Annotated in this window: 13 protein-coding genes and 2 pseudogenes; 7 read left to right on the forward strand and 8 right to left on the reverse strand. The window is 67.4% G+C overall.

Annotated features, from left to right (window positions below; translation table 11 throughout):
- Positions 1-4 precede the first annotated feature (4 nt).
- Together ligA and ACZ9CK_RS05200 are read left to right on the forward strand one after the other, a co-directional pair.
- Positions 5-2,308, forward strand: a complete 2,304-nt coding sequence (gene ligA, locus ACZ9CK_RS05195; RefSeq protein ID WP_426302679.1) for an NAD-dependent DNA ligase LigA — start codon at positions 5-7, stop codon at positions 2,306-2,308.
- Entirely contained in the window at positions 2,305-3,129 is an 825-nt protein-coding gene (locus ACZ9CK_RS05200) for an inositol monophosphatase family protein (RefSeq protein WP_426302680.1), read from the forward strand. Before ligA ends, ACZ9CK_RS05200 begins: the two co-directional genes overlap by 4 nt.
- Positions 3,130-3,159: 30 nt before the next feature.
- Here the strand turns inward: ACZ9CK_RS05200 and ACZ9CK_RS05205 are convergent, their stop codons facing one another.
- A complete protein-coding gene (locus ACZ9CK_RS05205) occupies positions 3,160-4,524 on the reverse strand; it encodes an LLM class flavin-dependent oxidoreductase (RefSeq protein WP_476049430.1) in 1,365 nt (454 codons plus the stop codon).
- A gap of 263 nt (positions 4,525-4,787) precedes the next feature.
- Here ACZ9CK_RS05205 and ACZ9CK_RS05210 point away from each other — a divergent pair, with 263 nt between their 5' ends.
- Positions 4,788-5,300, forward strand: a complete 513-nt coding sequence (locus tag ACZ9CK_RS05210; RefSeq protein ID WP_426302682.1) for a GNAT family N-acetyltransferase — start codon at positions 4,788-4,790, stop codon at positions 5,298-5,300.
- A 56-nt stretch (positions 5,301-5,356) separates the two neighbouring features.
- Positions 5,357-5,740 carry a RidA family protein gene (locus tag ACZ9CK_RS05215; RefSeq protein ID WP_426302683.1) on the forward strand — a complete coding sequence of 128 codons (384 nt, stop codon included), beginning with the start codon at positions 5,357-5,359 and terminating at the stop codon, positions 5,738-5,740.
- Positions 5,741-5,839: 99 nt separating this feature from the next.
- Here the strand turns inward: ACZ9CK_RS05215 and ACZ9CK_RS05220 are convergent.
- Positions 5,840-7,290 (reverse strand): annotated as a pseudogene (locus tag ACZ9CK_RS05220) (amino acid permease).
- Positions 7,291-7,317: 27 nt separating this feature from the next.
- Entirely contained in the window at positions 7,318-8,850 is a 1,533-nt protein-coding gene (locus ACZ9CK_RS05225) for an aminotransferase class I/II-fold pyridoxal phosphate-dependent enzyme (RefSeq protein ID WP_426302685.1), read from the reverse strand.
- 74 nt (positions 8,851-8,924) lie between these two features.
- On the opposite strand from ACZ9CK_RS05225, the gene ACZ9CK_RS05230 reads away from it, so the two are divergent.
- The gene (locus ACZ9CK_RS05230) at positions 8,925-9,830 is read left to right on the forward strand and encodes a LysR family transcriptional regulator (RefSeq protein ID WP_426303412.1); all 906 of its coding nucleotides are present in this window, start codon (positions 8,925-8,927) and stop codon (positions 9,828-9,830) included.
- Positions 9,831-9,847: 17 nt separating this feature from the next.
- Here ACZ9CK_RS05230 and ACZ9CK_RS05235 read toward each other — a convergent pair whose 3' ends face one another.
- A complete protein-coding gene (locus ACZ9CK_RS05235) occupies positions 9,848-10,513 on the reverse strand; it encodes a response regulator (RefSeq protein ID WP_426302686.1) in 666 nt (221 codons plus the stop codon).
- On the reverse strand, positions 10,510-12,282 hold the full coding sequence (locus ACZ9CK_RS05240; RefSeq protein ID WP_476050859.1) for a sensor histidine kinase: 1,773 nt from the start codon (positions 12,280-12,282) through the stop codon (positions 10,510-10,512). Before ACZ9CK_RS05240 ends, ACZ9CK_RS05235 begins: the two co-directional genes overlap by 4 nt.
- Positions 12,283-12,528: 246 nt before the next feature.
- Here ACZ9CK_RS05240 and ACZ9CK_RS05245 point away from each other — a divergent pair.
- Together ACZ9CK_RS05245 and ACZ9CK_RS05250 are read left to right on the forward strand one after the other, a co-directional pair.
- Positions 12,529-14,008 (forward strand): annotated as a pseudogene (locus tag ACZ9CK_RS05245) (CitMHS family transporter).
- A 155-nt stretch (positions 14,009-14,163) separates the two neighbouring features.
- Positions 14,164-15,009: a 5'-nucleotidase, lipoprotein e(P4) family gene (locus ACZ9CK_RS05250; RefSeq protein ID WP_426302688.1), complete on the forward strand. Its 846-nt coding sequence runs from the start codon at positions 14,164-14,166 to the stop codon at positions 15,007-15,009.
- Between the two features lie 234 nt (positions 15,010-15,243).
- On the opposite strand, the gene ACZ9CK_RS05255 is transcribed toward ACZ9CK_RS05250, so the two are convergent.
- From ACZ9CK_RS05255 to ACZ9CK_RS05265, 3 genes are all read right to left on the reverse strand, one after another.
- Positions 15,244-16,275 (reverse strand): 2-keto-3-deoxygluconate permease, encoded by a 1,032-nt coding sequence (locus ACZ9CK_RS05255; protein ID WP_476049431.1) that lies wholly within the window; start codon positions 16,273-16,275, stop codon positions 15,244-15,246.
- Positions 16,276-16,338: 63 nt separating this feature from the next.
- On the reverse strand, positions 16,339-17,382 hold the full coding sequence (locus ACZ9CK_RS05260; RefSeq protein ID WP_476049432.1) for a zinc-dependent alcohol dehydrogenase: 1,044 nt from the start codon (positions 17,380-17,382) through the stop codon (positions 16,339-16,341).
- Positions 17,383-17,434: 52 nt separating this feature from the next.
- Complete coding sequence (locus ACZ9CK_RS05265; RefSeq protein ID WP_476049433.1) at positions 17,435-18,733, reverse strand: four-carbon acid sugar kinase family protein; 1,299 nt, start codon at positions 18,731-18,733, stop codon at positions 17,435-17,437.

The raw sequence follows: 18,733 nt of genomic DNA on the forward strand, positions 1-18,733 counted from the left end.
GAGGGTGAGCACAGTAGAGAGCGTAAGTGGAAGCACGCCCGGAACCGTGGAAGCCGTCGAAGGGGAAGTCCCTGCGCAGTCGGTCCGCGAAGAGTACGACAACCTTGCCGACCTTGTCCGCAAGCACCGTTACGCGTACTACCAGGAAGACGCGCCCACCATCTCGGACGCCGATTTCGATGCCCTTTACCGCCGGCTCGAAGAGCTGGAGGCCCTGCATCCGGAACTCGTCTCCAATGACTCTCCCACCCAGGAGGTGGGCGGCGAGGTCTCGGCCGCCTTCGCCGCCGTCGAGCACCTGCAGCGGATGTACAGCCTGGAGGACGTGTTCTCCCTTGAAGAGCTCGAGGCCTGGGTGCGGAAGGCCGAAGCTTCGGTGGAGAAACTGGGGTCCGGCGTCCCGCCCGTCGCGTGGCTGACCGAACTCAAGATCGACGGACTGGCCGTAAACCTGCTGTACCGCGACGGCAAGCTGGTCCGTGCCGCCACCCGCGGCGACGGCACCACGGGTGAGGACATCACCCACAACGTGCTTACCATCAAGGAAATCCCGCGCGAGCTCAGTGGCTCCGGATTCCCGTCCGAGGTGGAGATCCGCGGCGAGGTCTTCATCCCGTCCAAGGACTTCGCCGAATTCAACGAGGCCCTGATCGAAGCCGGCAAGGCGCCCCTGGCCAATCCCCGCAACGCGGCGGCGGGTTCGCTGCGCCAGAAAGACCCCGCCGAGACCGCCAAGCGCCCGCTGCGGATGTTCGTGCACGGCATCGGCGCCCGTGAGGGACTCGCCGCCACCAGCCAATCCGAAACGTACAAGTTGCTGGCCGAATGGGGCATGCCGGTCAGCCCGTACCTGAAGGTGCTCGGCTCCTTCGAGGAGGTCCTGGACTTCATCAAGCATTTCGGCGAGCACCGGCACGATCTCCTGCATGAGATCGACGGCATCGTGGTCAAGATCGACGACTTCGCCACCCAGCGCGCACTGGGCTACACCTCCCGGGTTCCCCGCTGGGCCGTTGCCTACAAGTACCCCCCGGAAGAGGTCCACACGAAGCTTCTGGACATCCAGGTCAACGTCGGCCGCACCGGCCGCGTCACGCCGTTCGGGATCATGGAGCCGGTGAAGGTGGCCGGTTCCACGGTTGAGATGGCCACGCTGCACAACCAGGACGTGGTGAAGGCCAAAGGCGTCATGATCGGTGACATCGTGGTCCTTCGGAAGGCCGGGGACGTCATTCCTGAAATCGTCGGGCCGGTCCTGGCCCTGCGCGAACAGCAGGACCCTCCGGTACGCGAATTCGTCATGCCCACCGAATGCCCGTCCTGCCATACGCCCCTGGCCCCGGCCAAGGAAGGGGACGTGGACATCCGCTGCCCCAATTCCCGTTCCTGCCCCTCCCAGCTGCGCGAACGGGTCTTCCACGTCGCGGGCCGGGGAGCGTTCGACATCGAGGCCCTGGGCTGGGAAGCGGCGATCGCGCTCACGCAGCCGGCCGCCCCTGAGGTGCCGCCCCTCGAGAACGAGGCCCGGCTCTTCGACCTCACCCCGGAGGACCTGCAGGATGTCATGATCCGGCGCGAGAAGCGCTCCAAGGGTGCGGGCACGGGGGAGTGGGAGCTTGTTCCGTATTTCTGGACCAAGCCCACCGCGAAGACCCCGTCCAAGCCCAGCGCCAACACCCAGAAGCTCTTCAAGGAGCTGGAGAAGGCCAAGACGCAGCCCCTGTGGCGGGTCCTCGTGGCTTTGTCCATCCGGCACGTGGGCCCCACCGCCTCGCGTGCGCTCGCGACCAGGTACGGCTCGATGGACGAGCTCCTTGCCGTCCTCGAGAGCGCTGACGCGCGGGAACAACTGGCCGAGGTGGACGGCGTCGGCCCGATCATCGCCGACGCCCTCATCGAATGGTTTGCCGTGGACTGGCACCGTGAAATCGTGCAGCGGTGGAAGGAAGCGGGCGTGCGCATGGCCGACGAACGCGACGGTTCCGTGCGACGGAACCTGGAAGGCCTCACGGTCGTCGTCACCGGAACCCTGCCCAACTTCAGCCGCGACGAAGCCAAGGAAGCCATCATCATCCGCGGCGGCAAGGCTGCCGGTTCGGTCTCGAAGAACACCAGCTACGTAGTGGCCGGTGAAAGCGCCGGCACGAAGCTCGACAAAGCCGAGCAGCTGGGCATCCCGGTCCTGGACGAGGACGGTTTCAGGGCGTTGCTTGATGGCACGCTGCCCGGCGCGGACGCCGGGACGGCCGAGGACGCCGATCCCGAGGCATCCGTGGCCGCCGAAGCCAGCGAAGGAACTGCAGAATGACCGACGCCCTGGAACTCCTGGCCGTCGCAAAGCGCGCGGCCGCGGCCGGCGCCGGAGTGCTCGCCACCCGCTCCGCCGCCGGAAGCAGCGGTGCCGGCCTGGAAGTCAGCAACAAGGGCGACGCCGGCGACTGGGTGACCGCATTCGACGTCGCCGCCGAGGAAGCCGTCCGTGCGTCGATCACGGCCGCCCGCCCGCGCGACACCATCACCGGTGAGGAGCACGGCACCACCCGGCCGGAAGACAGCAGCGGCTACCGCTGGTCCATCGATCCCCTGGATGGCACCACCAACTTCATCCGGAACATCGTCTACTACGCCACCTCCGTGGCGGTCGCCGGTCCCGACGGCACCTGGCTGGCCGGCGTCGTCCACGCCCCGGCGCTGGGCAGGGTCTATTCCGCCGCACGCGGCCACGGCGCCTGGCTCGAGGTCGCCGGCGAGACCAGCAGGCTGACGGGGCCGGTACCCGGCCGCAAAGGACTCATCCTGGCCACCGGATTCAGCTACGACCCCGCCACGCGTTCCAGCCAGCTCAGCGGCCTGCCCGGCATGATGGACGGCTTCGCCGATGTCCGCAGGCTGGGATCCGCGGCGCTGGATCTGTGCCTCGTGGCAGACGGCAGCCACGACGCCTTCGGCGAACGCGGCCTCAACGAGCACGACTTCGCCGCCGGCGCCCTGATCGCCGAGGAGGCCGGTTGCTGGGTCCGCCGCCCCAAGCTGCAAAGCCCGGTCGACGGCGGACCCGCGGACCACGACAGGCTGTCCGCCTGGACGTGCGCCGGGCCCCTGGAGCTGTCGGGCAAGTTCCCGATCTGAGCTGGGAGGGTCCGGCGGTGATCGCTCCGGCTAGAACCCGGAACCGATCGAGGTCAGCTGAGGCGCCTCGATCCCGGCATAACGGCTGACCGGCCGTTCCAGGCCATAGTGGCCGCGCAGCGTCGACGCCGTGTATTCGCGGCGGAAGAGGCCCCGTTCCTGCAGCACCGGCACCACTTGGTCCACGAAGGTTTCCAGGCCTGAGGGGAGCACCGGGGGCATGATGTTGAAGCCGTCGGCCGCTCCGGCGTCGAACCATTCCTGGATGGCGTCCGCCACCTGCTCGGCGGTTCCGGCGAAGGTGCGGTGGCCGCGGCCGCCGCCCAGGCGCCCGATCAGCTGCCGCACCGTGAGCTGTTCCCGGCGGGCCAGTTCCACGATCAGGGTGTAGCGGCTCTTGGCGCCCTCGATCTCGTCCTCGGACGGAAGGTCGGCCGGCAACTGGCGGTCCAGGGGCAGGTCCTCGGGGGCCACGCGGAGGGTCTTGGCCAGCTGTTCGCGGGCGTACTCGGGCTTGATCAGTTCATCCAGCTCCCGCTCCAGCTTCAGGGCCTCGGCCTCGCTGGCGCCAATCACCGGGACGATGCCCGGGAGGATCTTGATGCCTTCCGGGTCGCGCCCGACGGCGGCCGTACGGGCCTTGAGGTCGGCGTAGAACGCCTGGGCGTCCGCCAGGGTCTGGTGCGCCGTGAAGACCGCCTCGGCGTAGCGGGCGGCGAGGTTCTTGCCGTTCTCGGACGAACCGGCCTGCACGACCAGCGGGTGGCCCTGCGGGGACCGCGGCACGTTCAGGGGACCCCGGACCCGGAAGTGCTTGCCCTCGTGGTCGATGGTGCGGATCCTTCCGGCGTCGCCCCACACGCCCTCTGCCTTGTCTGCGACGATCGCGTCGTCGTCCCAGCTGTCCCAGAGCTTCTGGGCGACCTCGATGAACTCGGCGGCGCGCTCGTAGCGGACGGCGTGCGCGGGCTGGTCGTCCACGCCGAAGTTCCGGGCGGCGTCGGGCCCGGCCGTGGTGACCACGTTCCATCCGGCCCGGCCGCCGCTGACCCAGTCGACCGAGGCGAAGCGGCGGGCCAGGTTGAAGGGCTCGTTGTAGGTGGTAGAGGCGGTAGCGATAAGTCCGATCTTTTCCGTGGCGCCGGCGATGGCGGTCAGCAGCACGGTGGGTTCGAGCTTGCCTGCGGGCCGTCGTCCGACCTCGCCGAACAGCACGGGGGAGTCGGCGAAGAAGATCGAGTCCAGCTTGCCGCGCTCGGCAATGCGCGCGAGCCGCTGGTAGTGCGTCACCTTGGTGGCGGCGAGGGGATCGCTTTCCGGCAGCCGCCAGGAGGCTTCATGGTGGCCGGTGCTCATGAGGAAGGCGTTGAGGTGGAGGGTTCGGGGGGTGCTCATTCGGTGTCCTTTCCTGGGTCCTGGCCGCCAATCAATCACGCCGGCCGGGGCCCGCGCCAGCAGTCCGACATCTTCGCGAAACAGCGGGAAACCGGGCTTCACGGTCCGCAACCGGACTCAATACGGCGCCATTCAAGGCAACATCGGCAAGGCGTCGCCGCGGCGTTCGGCAAGGGCCGCCGTCGGGCTCCAGAGGTGATAGTTCGGTCACGGAAACAGCCGTTTCGGGGGTCCGCCGCGTGCGGCGCCACTACGATGGATCGGTGCAATTACCGATCACTGTCCGTCCAGCCCGGCCCGCAGACTATGACGACGTCGCCCGCATCACGCTCGACTCCTACGTCACCGCCGGCTACTACGGAGATCCGGAGCACCCGTACCTGCGCCAGCTCCAGGACGTGGCCGGCCGCGCCGAACACGCCGACGTCTGGGTGGCGGAACGCGGCGGCGCTGTGATCGGTTCCGTGACCGTGGCTTCGGCCGGCGGACCCTTCGCGGACATCGCCTACGAGGACGAACTCGAAATGCGCACCCTCGTGGTGGATCCGGCCGTGCAGCGCTCCGGCGCCGGCAAGAGCCTGGTCAAGGCCCTCGTGGACCATGCCCGCTCCCGGGCCGGCATCAATGCGGTGGCGCTGACCACCGGTGCCACCTGGGAAAGCGCCAACGCCCTGTACCAGGCCACCGGATTCGAGCGCGTGCCGGAGCGGGACTGGTTCGTGCCGGGCACCGACATAAAGCTGTTCGTTTACCGGCGCGAGCTGGGCCAGCCCTAAAGTTTCACCGTAGACCCCGGCCACCGGGCCGGGCGCGGCGACAGGAGAAGCGCGGCATGCGCAAGACTTACGGCACGGGTTCGGTCTGGGAACAGTCCCTCGGATACTCGCGTGCGGTGCAGGTGGATAACACCCTTTACATTTCCGCCACGGCAGCCTCCGGCCCGGACGGCATCGTCGGTGAGGACTTCTACTCGCAGAGCAAGTACATCCTCGAGAAGCTCGGTACCGTGCTTGCGGACGCCGGGTTCTCCTACGAGGACGTGGTGCAGTCGAAGCTCTACCTGACGGACATCAGCAAATGGGAAGACGCCGGCCGCGCCCACGGCGAGGTCTTCGGCGACATCCGCCCCACCTTGTCCCTGGTGCACGTGCTGCCGTTCCTTGACCCGCAGATGCTGGTCGAGATCGAACTGGTCGCCCAGAAGAGCGCCAACTAGGTTCCGTCCCCGCGCGAACGTACAGTTGAGGCCCTGAAATCAGCGATTTCAGGGCCTCAACTGTACGTTCGGGCTAGGAAAAGAAGGGGCGCGTCGCGGTCAGCGCTCGTCGTCGAGCGGGTGCGGGACCACGGGCACGGGGGACGTCAACGGCAGCCCGGCCCGCCGCAGCCGGCTCTTCTTCAACTGCCACAGCACGGCGAGCAGCACGAACCACAGCGGCGTGGCCAGGAAGGGCAGGCGGGTGTCGTCCCCGATGAAGAGGGTCGAGGCAATGAAGGCGAAGAATGCCAGCACCATCCAGGGCGCGAAGCGGGCCAGGGGCATCCGGAACCCTGAGGCAGCGTGGCGTTCCGGGAACCGCCGGCGGTAGAGGATGAAGCTCACCACAATGGAACCCCAGGTGAACAGCACCAAGGTGGCACAGACCGAGGACACGAACGTGAAGGCCGCCACCACGTTGTCCCCGGCGAACAGCAGGGGAATGGCTGCGAACAGGAAGACACTGGTGAAGAACACCGCTTTGCGGGGCACGCCGCGGCTGTCCGTCCAGGCGAATCCCTTCGGAGCGTGGCCGTCCTTGGCCAGCCCGTAGAGCATACGCGTACCGGAGTAGAGCCCGGAGTTGGCGCTGGAAGCGGCCGAGGTCAGCACCACCAGGTTGATGACGAGAGCCGCGATGCCGAGCCCTGCGTAGGCGAGAGTGGTCACGAAGGGGCTCTTGCCAGGTTCGATCCGGTCCCAGGGCGTGATGGTCATGATGACTGCCAGCGCGCCGACGTAGAAAACAAGGATCCGCGCCACGATCGAATTGATCGCCTTCGGAAGTGTCTTCCGGGGCGACTCGGTTTCGGCTGCCGCTGTGCCCACCAGTTCGACGCCGATGAAGGAGAAGATCCCCATCTGGAAGCCGAGGATGAAACCGCTCAGGCCGAAGGGGAACATCCCGCCGTGTTCCCAGAGGTTGGCCAGGGAGGCGTGGGTGCCGGTGTCCGGGTTCTGGAAGCCGGTGAACAGCAGCACCAGGCCGGTGGCGATGAGTCCGACGATGGCCACGATCTTCACCACCGCGAACCAGAATTCGGTCTCGCCGAAATACTTCACGGGCTGGAAATTCAGCACAATCAACACCAGGGCGGCGATGAGCGCGGGTACCCACGACGGGATGCCCGGGTCCAGGTAGGCCACGTAGCCGGTGATGGCGACAATGTCCGCCACACAGGCCACCACCCACGAGAACCAGTAGGTCCAGGAGACGAAGAACCCTGCCCACGGCCCGATCAGGTCCTTGGCGATGTCCCCGAAGGTCTTGTAGTGCAGGTTGGAGAGAGCAGCAGCTCGCCAAGGGCGCGCATGACGAAGAAGATCATGAAGCCGATGACCAGGTAGACGAAAATCACCGCGGGACCGGTGACGCTGATCATCTTCCCGGAGCCCATGAACAGGCCGGTGCCGATGGCACCGCCGATGGCCATGAGCTGGAGGTGCCGGTTCTTCAGGCCGCGCTCGAGTTCGTCGCGGGGTGCATGGGTGATTGTTGGTGCGGACATTGTGTCTCCTGTGGGGTGGGGGCGGTGTCAGCGTGCGACGACGCGGAAATGGTCAAGCGCGGAATCGTAGGCCCCGCGGACATAGCCGGAAGGGGCCGCCGCGGTGCCGCGCAGGAACGCGATCGACTCGGCGCTCAGCACCTCGCCGGGCAGCACGTTCGGGATGCCCGGGGGATAGGCGGCCAGCGAGTCGGCGGATACGCGGCCCTCGGCTTCCTGCCAGGGGACGGTCTCCACGGTGCTGAAGAAGGCCTCCTGGAGACCCAGACGGCGCTCGCCTGCTTGCGGCAGGGCGCGCATCCGCTCGGGCTCGCTTTCGGCCTGCGGAAGTGCGTGCAGCGCCGTAAGGAAGCGTCCGACGTCGGCCAGCGAAGTTGCGCCCACGAGCAGCACGAGCGCGGCCGGTGTGGCGAGCTCGCAGTAGATCCGATGGTCCCGGATGAGCCGGTACTGGGCGTCGGTACCGGTGATCCCGGCCCCGCGGGTGTCGATGACGATCTTGAAGGGGTCGTTGGCCACGGCATCGGGGCTGGCCAGGATGTCCGGTGTCGCGTCCCGGAACCGGGTGCTGGCACGTACGCCCGCGCGGATCGCTTCGGCCGATTCCAGGGCCTTGCCGACCATTTGCGGTCCTTCGACAACCAGGTGGCGCCGGGCTTCATCCAGGGACGCCAGGAGCAGCGCGCTGCAGCTGGTGGACTGGAAGGAGCGCACCACGCGGTCCACGAGGGACTCCAGCCGCTCGACGAACCGGCCGTGGCCCAGGTGCAGCATGGCGGACTGGGTCAAGGACCCGGCGCCCTTGTGGGTGCTGGAGATAACCAGGTCCGCCCCCGCGCGGACGGCGTTGACCGGCAGGGAAGGGTGCAGGCCGAAATGCGAGCCCCAGGCCTCGTCCACGATGAGCGGGACCCCATGCCGGTGCGCCACCGCGCTGATAGCGGCGATGTCCGCCACCGCGCCGAAGTAGCTGGGGCTCACCAGGTACACCGCCGCGCTTTCCGGGTGCGCGGCCAAGGCCTCCTCTACCTGTTCGGCGGTGACCCCGTGCGCGGAGCCCAGTCCGGCGTCGACGGCGCCCTGCACGAAGTGCGGTTCCAGGCCAACGTGGGTGATGCCGTCGATGACGCTTGAGTGGACACTGCGCTGGACCACGAACTCCTTGCCAAGGGCCCGGACCACGGTGGTGGCGATGTGGTTTCCGCCGGAGGCGCCGTTGGTGAGGAACCAGGTCCTGGACGCTCCCCAGGCTTCGGCAGCGAGGGCCTGGGCCTGCATGAGCGGCGTCTCGCGCCCGGAGGACACGAGACGCCAGTCCTGCTGGTCGATCCCGCTGAACAACATCGGGAAGTCCATGGCCAGGGCCTCCTCACCCACCAGGGATGCGACGCCGGGGGCGTTGCCGCCACGGCCCTGATGGGCGGGTACGTGCAGGCGCTGCCAGTCGTGGGCGGCGAGGGAGCGCAGGGCGTCGGCGTACGGGGCAGTGGACTGGGCAGGGGAGACTGCTGCGGATGCAGGGGACGCGGCCGGCGCGATGGAGGGGGAAATCAAGGGCATGACATGAACGTTAGTCAGCTCATATCACCTAGGGAATATCATGTTTTCGTACTGTTCAACATAGTGAGTATGTGATGATCAACCTCCAGCAACTCAGCGTCCTCCTCGCCGTCCGGGAGCACGGAAGCCTCACCAAGGCCGCCGAAGCCCTGCGCTACGGGGTTCCCACGGTGACCCACCACCTCAACACCCTGGAGCGCCACCTCAAGGTGCGCCTCGTGGAACGCGACCGGCGGGGCGCGAAGCTGACACCCCTCGGCGCGGCGTTTGCGGAAGAAGCCGCGCAGATTCTGCAGAAGGTCGGCCACGCCGAGAGGCTGGTGGCTGAACAGCGGGACGCCGGCCTGGTCACCCTGCGCGTGGGCACCTTCGCCTCCATCGGTTCCCGGTTGCTTCCTTCCGCCATCGCCGAACTGCGGGAACGGGTCCGGGTCCGAGTGGAAGTCATCGAGGCCGAACCTACGGAAGTGGTGCGGCTGCTCCTCGCCGGGGATGTCCACGCCGGGCTCATCTACGAAGCGGAGGATGACCCCGCCTTCGTGTCGACGGACCTCTCCGCGGTACCGCTCTTGCTGGAGCCCTACCGCGTGATGCTTTCGCGGAACAGCGCGCTGGCCGCCCGGGAGGTCCTGGATTTCGCGGAGCTGGACGGCGAAGCCTGGATCCACAGCAGGAACGACGACGAGGCCTCGGACCGGGTCCTGAAGAAGACGTTCAGCCTGGTGGGCCGCCAGCCCCGGGAAATCATGCGCACGGACGACCTCAACATGATCCACGGCCTCGTGGCGCAGGGCCTGGGGCTCGCCCTGAGCACCGAAACCGCCGTCGACCCGCGGTTCGAGGTCACCTTGCGCCCGGCCGTCCAGGATCTCGGGAAGCGGCGGGTTTCGTTCATCACCCTGAACCGGGAGATGCCGCCGGCCGTCAAGCTGCTGGAGAAGCTCCTGCGCGAACGGACATCCGGAACCGCCTCGGCGTGACGTCTGAAGTGCCGTCCTCAGCGCCGGTCCGGCACCCCGTAGCGGTGTTCGGGACGGCCCGTGGTGCCGTAGCGGAGCTGGATCTCGACGGCGCCGTCGTCCGCCAGTGAGGACAGGTACCGTTGCGCGGTGGCCCGGGATACCCCGACCCGCTCGGCGACTTCCGCGGCGGAGTACTGCTCGCCGGGCTCCAGGGAATCCAGCACCGCGGACTCCGTGGCCGAGCGCGGCCTGCCCGACGACGAGACCTCCCCGGCGAACAGCGCCCGCCGGGCTTTCTCAATGGTGTCCTGGTCCACGGACTGCTGCCGGTCCAGGATCCGCCGGTAGCGGGCGTAGGCGCGCAGCTGTTGGGAGAGGGCCTCGGCGGTGAAGGGCTTCAGCAGGTACGCCAGGGCGCCGCGTCGGGTGGCTGTGCGGATGGACACGGCATCGGAGGCCGCCGTGAGCATCATCGCGTCCACATCCAACTGCCCCAACAGGTCCAGGCCCGAACCGTCCGGCAGGTAGACATCCAGCAGCACCAGGTCCGGCCGCAGGCTGTGCACGGACTGCAGCGCCTGCGCGGTGGATCCGGCCGGGCTCAAGGCCAGGAACCCGGCCACCGAATCCACGTACGCCGCGTGCAGGCGGGCTACGTGGAAGTCGTCGTCGACTATCAACACCCTCAGGTCCGTGCTCATTCTTCCTCTTCCGTTTGCTGCGGGGCTGTCGTTCCGGGCAGGGAGGCCATGAAGACCGCCCCCGGCCCGCCCGGGGATCCAGGGTCCAGCAACCGCACGTCGCCGCCCCGGCGGCGCGCCAGTTTCCGGCTCAGTGCGAGCCCCAGGCCGTGGCCGCCGGCTCCCGCCGAAGCAAATTCCGCTGACCCCGGTTCCGTTGCTCGCGGTTCCGTTGCTCGCGGCTCCGCCGTCGTGAACCCTTCGGCGAACACTTCTTCCGGACCGCTGCCACCCAGCCCGTCCCCGGAGTCCGCGACCACGATGTGCAGCGTGCCACCGCCGTCACCGTCCTCGCCGGTGGGCGGCTCATCCAGCAGTTCCACCTCCACCCAGCGGTCCGTGGCGGAACCGGCGACGGCGGCGTTCACGGCGTTGTCGATCAGGTTGCCGAGCACGGTGGTGACATCCTGCGGGTCGGTGACGGTGCCGCGGACCAGGGTTTCGGGCCCGATCCGCAGCACGACGCCGCGTTCGTCCGCCCCGACGCTTTTGGCCCCGATGAAGGCCTGCAGGTAGGGGTCCTGCAGCAGCCCGGCCTGCTGCACCGGAAAGGTCAGCGGCCCGGTCTCCGAGATCTTCGCCAGGTATTCCTTGGCCTGCTCGCTGTGGCCGATGCTCAGGAAGCCGGCGATCGTGTGGAGCTGGTTCGCGAACTCGTGCCGCTGGGCGCGCAGGGCCGTGGACATGGTTCCCACCGCATCCAGCTGCCGGGTGAGCTGCTGCAGTTCGGTGCGGTCGCGCAGCATGACCACCCAGCCGAGGTCTTCCTTGCGGTGCAGCGCCTTGCGGGCGTTGGCCACCAACACCCGCCCGGCGGCCAGGACCTCCACGGCCTCGGCGTCGTGCATGGCGTCGCGGGTGAGCTCCTTCAGCTGTTCCGGCACGGCGGCCGCCGCCCATGGCTGCCCGATCCGGACCGAAGCCATGGCAGGGGACGCGGTGCCGTCGTCGTCGGGCCCTTCCGCGGGGACGTCCAACAGGCGCCGTGCGGCGGCGTTGAACACGGTGATGCGGCCGTCCGGCGCGACGCCGATGACGCCGTCGTCCACGCCCTGCAGCACGGCGACCTGGTCGTGGACCAGCGTGCTGATCTCTTCCGGTTCCAGCCCGAGGGTGAGCCGCTGCAGCCGCTTGCGCAGCAGGAACGAGGCGAGCACGCCGGCCAGCAGGGCCCCGGCGGCGGTGAGGGCGATGGGCACAATGTCCTGGCGCAGGCTCTGGCTCAGCGATTCCATGGAGTAGCCCACGCTGACTTCGCCCACCACGGCGTCGGACCCGGGCGCGTACACGGGGACCTTGGCGCCTGCGGACGGTCCGAGGGTTCCAGTGTTCCGCGTGGTGATTTCCTTGCCGGCCAGCGCCTCGGACGGGTCGGTGCTGACGCGCTCGCCGAGCCGCTCCGGTTCCGGGTGGGCAAGCCGCAGCCCGGTTTCATCTGTGATCACCACGAACAGGGCGCTGGTGCGTGCTCGGGCGGCTTCGGCCGCCGCCATGATGGGTCCCTTGGCCAGTTCGTCCGGCGGGGGAGTGCCGCGCTGCTTGCTGATCGCGTCAACCTGGGTCCGGATCTCCGGGGCTGAGGCCACCGTACGGGCAAGAGTGAGCGCCTGGTTCTCCGCCTCCGCGCCGATCCGCTGGTACACCAGCCAGGCGTGAACCGCGCCGCTGAGCAAAACCACCAGAAGGACGACGCCGAGCTGCAGCAGCAGCGTCTGAGTGGAGAACCGCATGGCGAGCCGTGGCATGGGCAACCTTTCCGCCTGCGTGGACTGATTCCAGGCCGGCGGAGCCTTCAGCGGCAGCGCTGGCGTGGATGGGACTTCTACTCCATTGAATCACTGAGCAAAACGAGCAAAATGCTGGCAATGAGCAGTATGCCAATCAAATCCGGCAAACCCCGGGATGTGACCCAGCTCGCCCTACATTCGTAATGCGCACCACACCGATGTGATGCCATTCATAGTTAGGAGCCGGCCGTGCTGGTACTGCTTGGATTCGCCATGATCGCGGTTTTCATGGCGCTGATCATGACGAAGAAGTTGACGCCGGTGCTGGCGCTGATCATCGTCCCCACCGTTTTCGGCCTGTTCGCGGGCGCCGGGCTCGGCATCGGCGACATGGTGATGACCTCCATGAAGTCGATGACCTCCACGGCCGCGCTGCTCATGTTCGCGATCGTGTACTTCGGCCTCATGATCGACGTCGGACTCTTTGATCCGCTGGTGAAGTTCATCATCCGCAAGCTCGGCAACGACCCCGCCAAGGTGGTCCTCGGGACGGCAATCCTCGCCGCCGCGGTTTCCCTCGACGGCGACGGCTCCACCACCTTCATCCTCACCACCGCCGCGATGCTGCCGGTCTACCTGCGCCTGAAGATGAGTCCTGTGGTGCTGACGTGTGTGGCCGGCCTCGCCAACGGCACTATGAACATCCTCCCGTGGGGCGGCCCCACCGCCCGTGCCGCGACCGCCCTGAAGATCGACGTCAACGACGTCTTCGTCCCCATGGTTCCGTCCCCTCATTGCCGGCCTGCTGGTGGTCTTCGTCTTCGCCTGGCTGATGGGCCTCCAGGAGCGCAACCGCCTCCGCGCCTCCGCTCCGGAAATCTGGGGCGAGTTCGCCGATCTCGATGAAGCGTTCGACGGCGGCACCGGCAGCCGCGCCGCCGGCGGAACTTCCCGCGGTGGTTCCGGCAGCCGTCCCTCCGGTGTCCGCCCGTCCGGCAACGGCGTTTCCGGCAACGGCGGCGTGGCCGTCCTGGAACGCACCGAACTGCTCGTGGACGAGCAGGACTCGGCCATGGCCGACACCGCCCTCGACCCGAACCGCCCCACACTGCGCCCCAAGCTGTTCTGGTTCAACCTCGGCCTCACTGCCGCCGTCATGGTCATGCTTGTCATGGACCTGGTTCCGCTGCCCTACGTCTTCATGGTCGGCTCCGCGATCGCCCTGCTGGTGAACTTCCCGAAGGTCAAGGACCAGGGCGCCCAGCTGATCGCCCACGCCCCGTCGATCGTCGCCGTCGTCAGCATGGTCATGGCCGCCGCGGTACTCACCGGTGTGCTGAACGGCACCGGCATGGTGAAGGAAATGTCCGCCTGGCTCGTCCAGATCATCCCCGCCGAGCTCGGCCCGTTCATGGGCGTCATCACCGGCCTGCTGAGCATCCCGATGACGTTCTTCATGAGCAACGACGCCTTCTACTTCGGCGTCCTGCCGGTCCTGAGCGAAACCGCGGCCCACTACGGCGTCGGCGCAGCCGATATGGCCCGCGCCTCGATCACCGGCCAGCCCTTCCACATGCAGAGCCCGCTGGTCCCGGCCATCCTCCTGCTGGTCTCCTTGTCCAAGGTCGAATTGGGCGACCACCACAAGAAGGTCCTCTGGCGCTCCGCAGTCGTCGCCCTGGTCATGCTCGGCGTGGGCCTGCTGACAGGAGCTATCGGCGTCGGCTGAGCCGCGGCACGAAACAGGCATCCTCCGCGGAGGGTGCCTGTTTTGCGTTGCGGCCTGATATCTCTGACACATTCCGGCGAAATCTGGTTACCAGTAATAAACATTGGTTTACTAGCGGTCGTGACAAAGATGTCACCGTGATCAAGGAGGCTCAAATGGGTATCGAACGCCGGACCATGCTGAAGGGACTGGGTGCGGGTGGAGTGGCGGGAGGGCTGGCGCTGTTCGCCCCCGGCCCGGCCAAGGCCGACGCATCGCCGGAGGTGCAGAACATCCTTTCCGCAGCGGTAGCTTGGCGGGTCACCGCCGCCGAGCGGGACATGCTGTACCGGCAGGCCTTCAACATCGCCCGCGACCGGCTCGACAACGCACTCCGGGGCGTCGGGCAGCGGCGGCGCGGCGCCAAGCCGCTGGCGTTCATTTCCGACGTCGACGATACGGTCCTGTCCTCCAACCCTTACTGGGAGATGCTGATCGCCGCCGGCAAGCAGGCCTTCGACGACGAGCTGTGGGATGCCTGGGTGCGGGACAACGGCCCTACGGCCACGCCCGGCGCCGTCGAGTTCACGCGCTACGCCGAAAGCCGCGGCGTGGAGGTCTTCTACGTTTCCCAGCGTGACCAGGGCCCGGACACCCAGCAAATCGGCGTTGCGAACCTGCGGCATGCCGGCTTGGCTTTCGCCGACGATGAGCACGCCGTTTTCCAGCGCGAGTCCTCCAACAAGGAACCCGCCCAGCAGGCCATCGCGGAGAAATACGAGGTCATCGCCTACCTCGGCGACAACCTCAACGACTTCCGACGGCGCTACTACGTCAAGTCAGTCGAAGAACGGCGAACCTTGGCCGCCGAGGACTCCGACCGTTTCGGCCGGGACTTCATCCTCTTCCCGAACAACACGGACGGCCACTGGATCCGTGCCATCTTCGGCACGAGCGAGCCGGCGGACACCCCGGAATACCGGTCGCGGATGCTCCTGGCAGCCCAAGGCAAGGTCTCCTAAGCCCAAAACACAAAGCGACGGCACGTGCACATGGTGCACGTGCCGTCCTGCTTTGTTTGGGCGGCCCCCAAGGCTGGGGATGCGCGGCGGCAAGGCGACATATGCAGACAGAAAACGCTTCTACAGCCCTAGCGAAGCGAGGACCGAGCGCGGGTCTCCTGCACGATCGCCAGTTTGTCCGCGATGACGGCTGGGTTGGGAGCCCCCCACCACGTATCGTCTCGTGCTGCCGGATTAGTCTTGTGGTTCCACTGCGTGTTTGGGGGCTACCGCGGCCCGTTCCTCGGAGCTGTCGTGTGTGTTCGCGGTGGCCTCCTTTTTCTGTACCCGGCGCGCCCATGCTGAGGTCACGATCGGGCAGAGGACTGCGGAGACGACGACCGATGCTGCCACGAGGACGGTGGCGTGGTCGGCGGCTGGGGCGTAGACGGGGTTGGCTGTGGCGATGATGGCGGGGACAAGCGCAGCGTTGCCGGCTGTGGTTGCTGCGGCGAGGCCGGCAACGCCGTCACCGCCGGTGAGTTTGTCGGCGAGCAGCAGCACGGCGCCGCCGACGAAGACCACGAACAGGCCAAGGGCGATGCCGAGGAGCCCTGCTTCTACGACTGCGTTGAGGTTGATGGTCAGGCCGAGGGACAGGCCGAGGAACGGCACCATGGCAGGTACCAGTGGGGCCAGGAGATTCCGCATGTTCTTGTCCAGGTTTCCAAGGAGCATGCCCAGGGCCAGCGGGAGGATGGCGCCGACGAGTGCCTGCCAGGGGAAAGCGGACAGTCCTGCGATGCCGAGGGTAACCATGGTCAGGAAGGGGCCTGATTCCAGGGACAGGATGGAGTAGGCGCCGGCGTCCCGCTTGCGGCCGAACTGGCCCATGAGAGAGATGTAGAGCCCTCCGTTGGTGTCGTTGAGTGCGGCGACGAGCGCGAGGGTTGAGAGGCCTGCGAGGATTCCTGAGTCGATGGGTGCTTCACCGAGGAAGTGTCCGGCGATGACGCCGATGAGGATGGCGAAGAGGATTTTGGAGCCGAGCAGTACGCCGCCCTTCTTAAGGATGTAGGGCGTGGATTTGACTTCGAGTGTTGCGCCAAGGCAAACGAAGAACACGGCCAGCAGGGGTGCCAGGCCGGTGAAGAATGCGCCGGTGAAGGATCCGAAGAATTTTCCGGCGTCAGGTGCCAGGGTGTGGATGACGGCGCCGATGCCAAGGGGCACCAGCATCATTCCGCCGGGGACTTTTTCCAGGGCTTTCTTGATGGGAATCGACATTGATTTCTCCTGTGAATGGCTGGGGTGTGCTTGGTCCGCGTGTTCCTGGGCGGGTGGGGATGTTTAGCTCAGGCCCGGGATGAGCAGGACTTTGCAGGCGTCTCCGGTGAGCAGTTCGACGGCTTCGTCGATGTCGCTGAGCTTCTTGCGGTGGGTGATGAGCCAGTCCAGTTCCAGCTTCCCGGAATCGAGGAGCAGCAGGCTTTGTTCCCAGGTTTCCCAGAGCCGGCGTCCGAAGATGCCGCGCAGGGTGATGCCCTTCTTGTTGATGTAGGCGGCGATGTCGACTTCTGCGGGGCGGCTGGGGTGTCCGACGGTGATGACGGTGGCTTCGCGGCGGACGGCTTCGAAGAGTGTTGCCAGGGTGCCGGGGGCTCCGGAGCATTCGAAGGCGACGTCGAAGCCGCCGCGGCGGCCGGTCAGTTCGCGGCAGCGGTCGACGATGCCGTCGTTGGGGTGCAGGGCGGTCGCGCCGAGTTTCTCGGCTTGGGCCCGGCGGTACGGGTTTGGGTCGACGGCGATGACATGGCTGGCGCCCATGAGCAGTGCCAGGTTCACGACGACGAGGCCGACGGGACCTGCGCCGCTGACGAGCACTGCCCGGCCTGCGACGGAGTAGTCGGCGCGCTGGATGGCGTGGACGGCGACGCCGGCGGCTTCGAGCAGGGCGCCGGATTCCAGGGACAGGCCGGTGGGGAGCTTGACACAGATGTCCTGGGGGACGGAGGCGTACTCGGCGAAGACGCCGTCGATGTGCATTCCGAGGATGCCGGTGCGTTCGCAGGTGTGTGCGTCGCCGGTGCGGCAGGGGAAGCACTGGCCGCAGGTGAGGTGGCTTTCGAGGGCGACCTGGTCGCCGACCTTGAGGCCGCTCACGCCGGGGCCAACTTCGACGATGGTTCCTGCGCCTTCGTGGCCGAGGATGACCGGGAGGTTGAGGTTGAATGCCTGGGCTGAGGGTGTCCATTCGTAGAGTTCGCGGTCGGTGCCGCACAGGGAGGCGGCTCCTACTTCGATGACGACGGAGCCTTCTGTGGCTTTGGGGTCGCCAGCGTCGGTGACGTAGGTGACGCCTCGCTCGGCTGCGTTCTTGACTACTGCCCGCATGGGGGCCGCCTTTCGTTGGTTCTGGTGATGCGTGGGGGAGATTGCTTGTGGGTCAGCCGGGGAGTTGGCCGGCGAAGCGGCGCAGAATGTCGGTCGGGCCGACCTGTCCGCCTTTGAGCAGGAGCCTGCACCCGCTTACGACGGAGGCGCCGTCGGCTTTCAGGATTGGGCCTGCCGTGACGAATTGGTCCGACACCCGGAGCTGGCGTACGCCCATGGCGATGAGTGCATGGCTGGAGGTATCACCGCCGCAGACGGCGATGTCACGGGTGAGCCCGGCGTTTGCCATCCGGGCGGCGATGCCACCGATCAGTGTGCCGACGTAGCCGGCATCCACCGGCGTACCGGCACCGTAGCGGGGGTCCGCCGCTCCGCGGGTGGTGTGCACGACGACGTTCCTGCTTGCCCGGAGGGCAGCGGAAACCTGTTCGTCGAGGGCTGCCACGAGGGTTCTGTCATCGCGCTGCAGCAGTTCGGCGGGCACGGGAACGTCCTCCCAGCCATTGGAGACAGCGTCGTTGATTTGTTCCGCGGTGGTGCTGGAGGCTGAAGCGCTGACGGCCAGCACCGGACCGGTCGCGCGCTGCAGCCGGGGGGTACGGGGAGTCTGGTCCGAGATGGACCGTGCCAGGGCTGCCATGATGCCGCCGGAACCGACGACGACGGACGGGCCGTGGCCGTGTTCTTCCCGGGTGAGGGCTTCAGCGATGGCGTCCATCTGGTATTCATCAACGGCGTCGACGACGAAGGCCTGCGCTCCGGGTTCCCGGCGCCGGTCCGCCCAGGAGTCCTTGAAGGTGCCGTCCTCATACGCGGGCAGGTGGATGGCTCCGGGCACCCGGGTGCCGCCGAGCTGCTCGGCCAGGACCTGGCGGAGGTCCGCCTCGGACATGGGGGTGGACGGGTGCCGGGACATCACCGGATGGCGGTCCAGCCGGTAGATCTTGCCGGCATGGGTCGCGTAGTGGTTGCTGAAGGCGGTGTAACGGCCGAAGCCCGGTTGAGCCGGCACCACGGGAATGGGGCCGTGCAGGGGGAACTGCTCATGGAGCAGCTGGATCCCGCGTCCGATGCTTCCGACAGTTGTGGAGCTGTCGAACGTGGAGCAGACCTTGTACAGCAGCACGTCCAGGTTCAGGGCCGCGATGCCGGCAAGGTCACGGGTGACCAGGGTGTCGAACGCTGCCCCGGACAGGGACCGTGCCGGACCTGCGAACCCGACGACGTCGGTGTCCGTGGGCAGCGGCGCGTCGCCGATGACCAGCGCGGCTTCCAGGCCGTAGCGGTGGGACTGGGCCAGGACGTCGGCGGCTCCGGTGAGGTCGTCGGCGACGAAACCGAAAGCTGGCAT

Source organism: Arthrobacter sp. TE26545 (genome assembly GCF_056279005.1).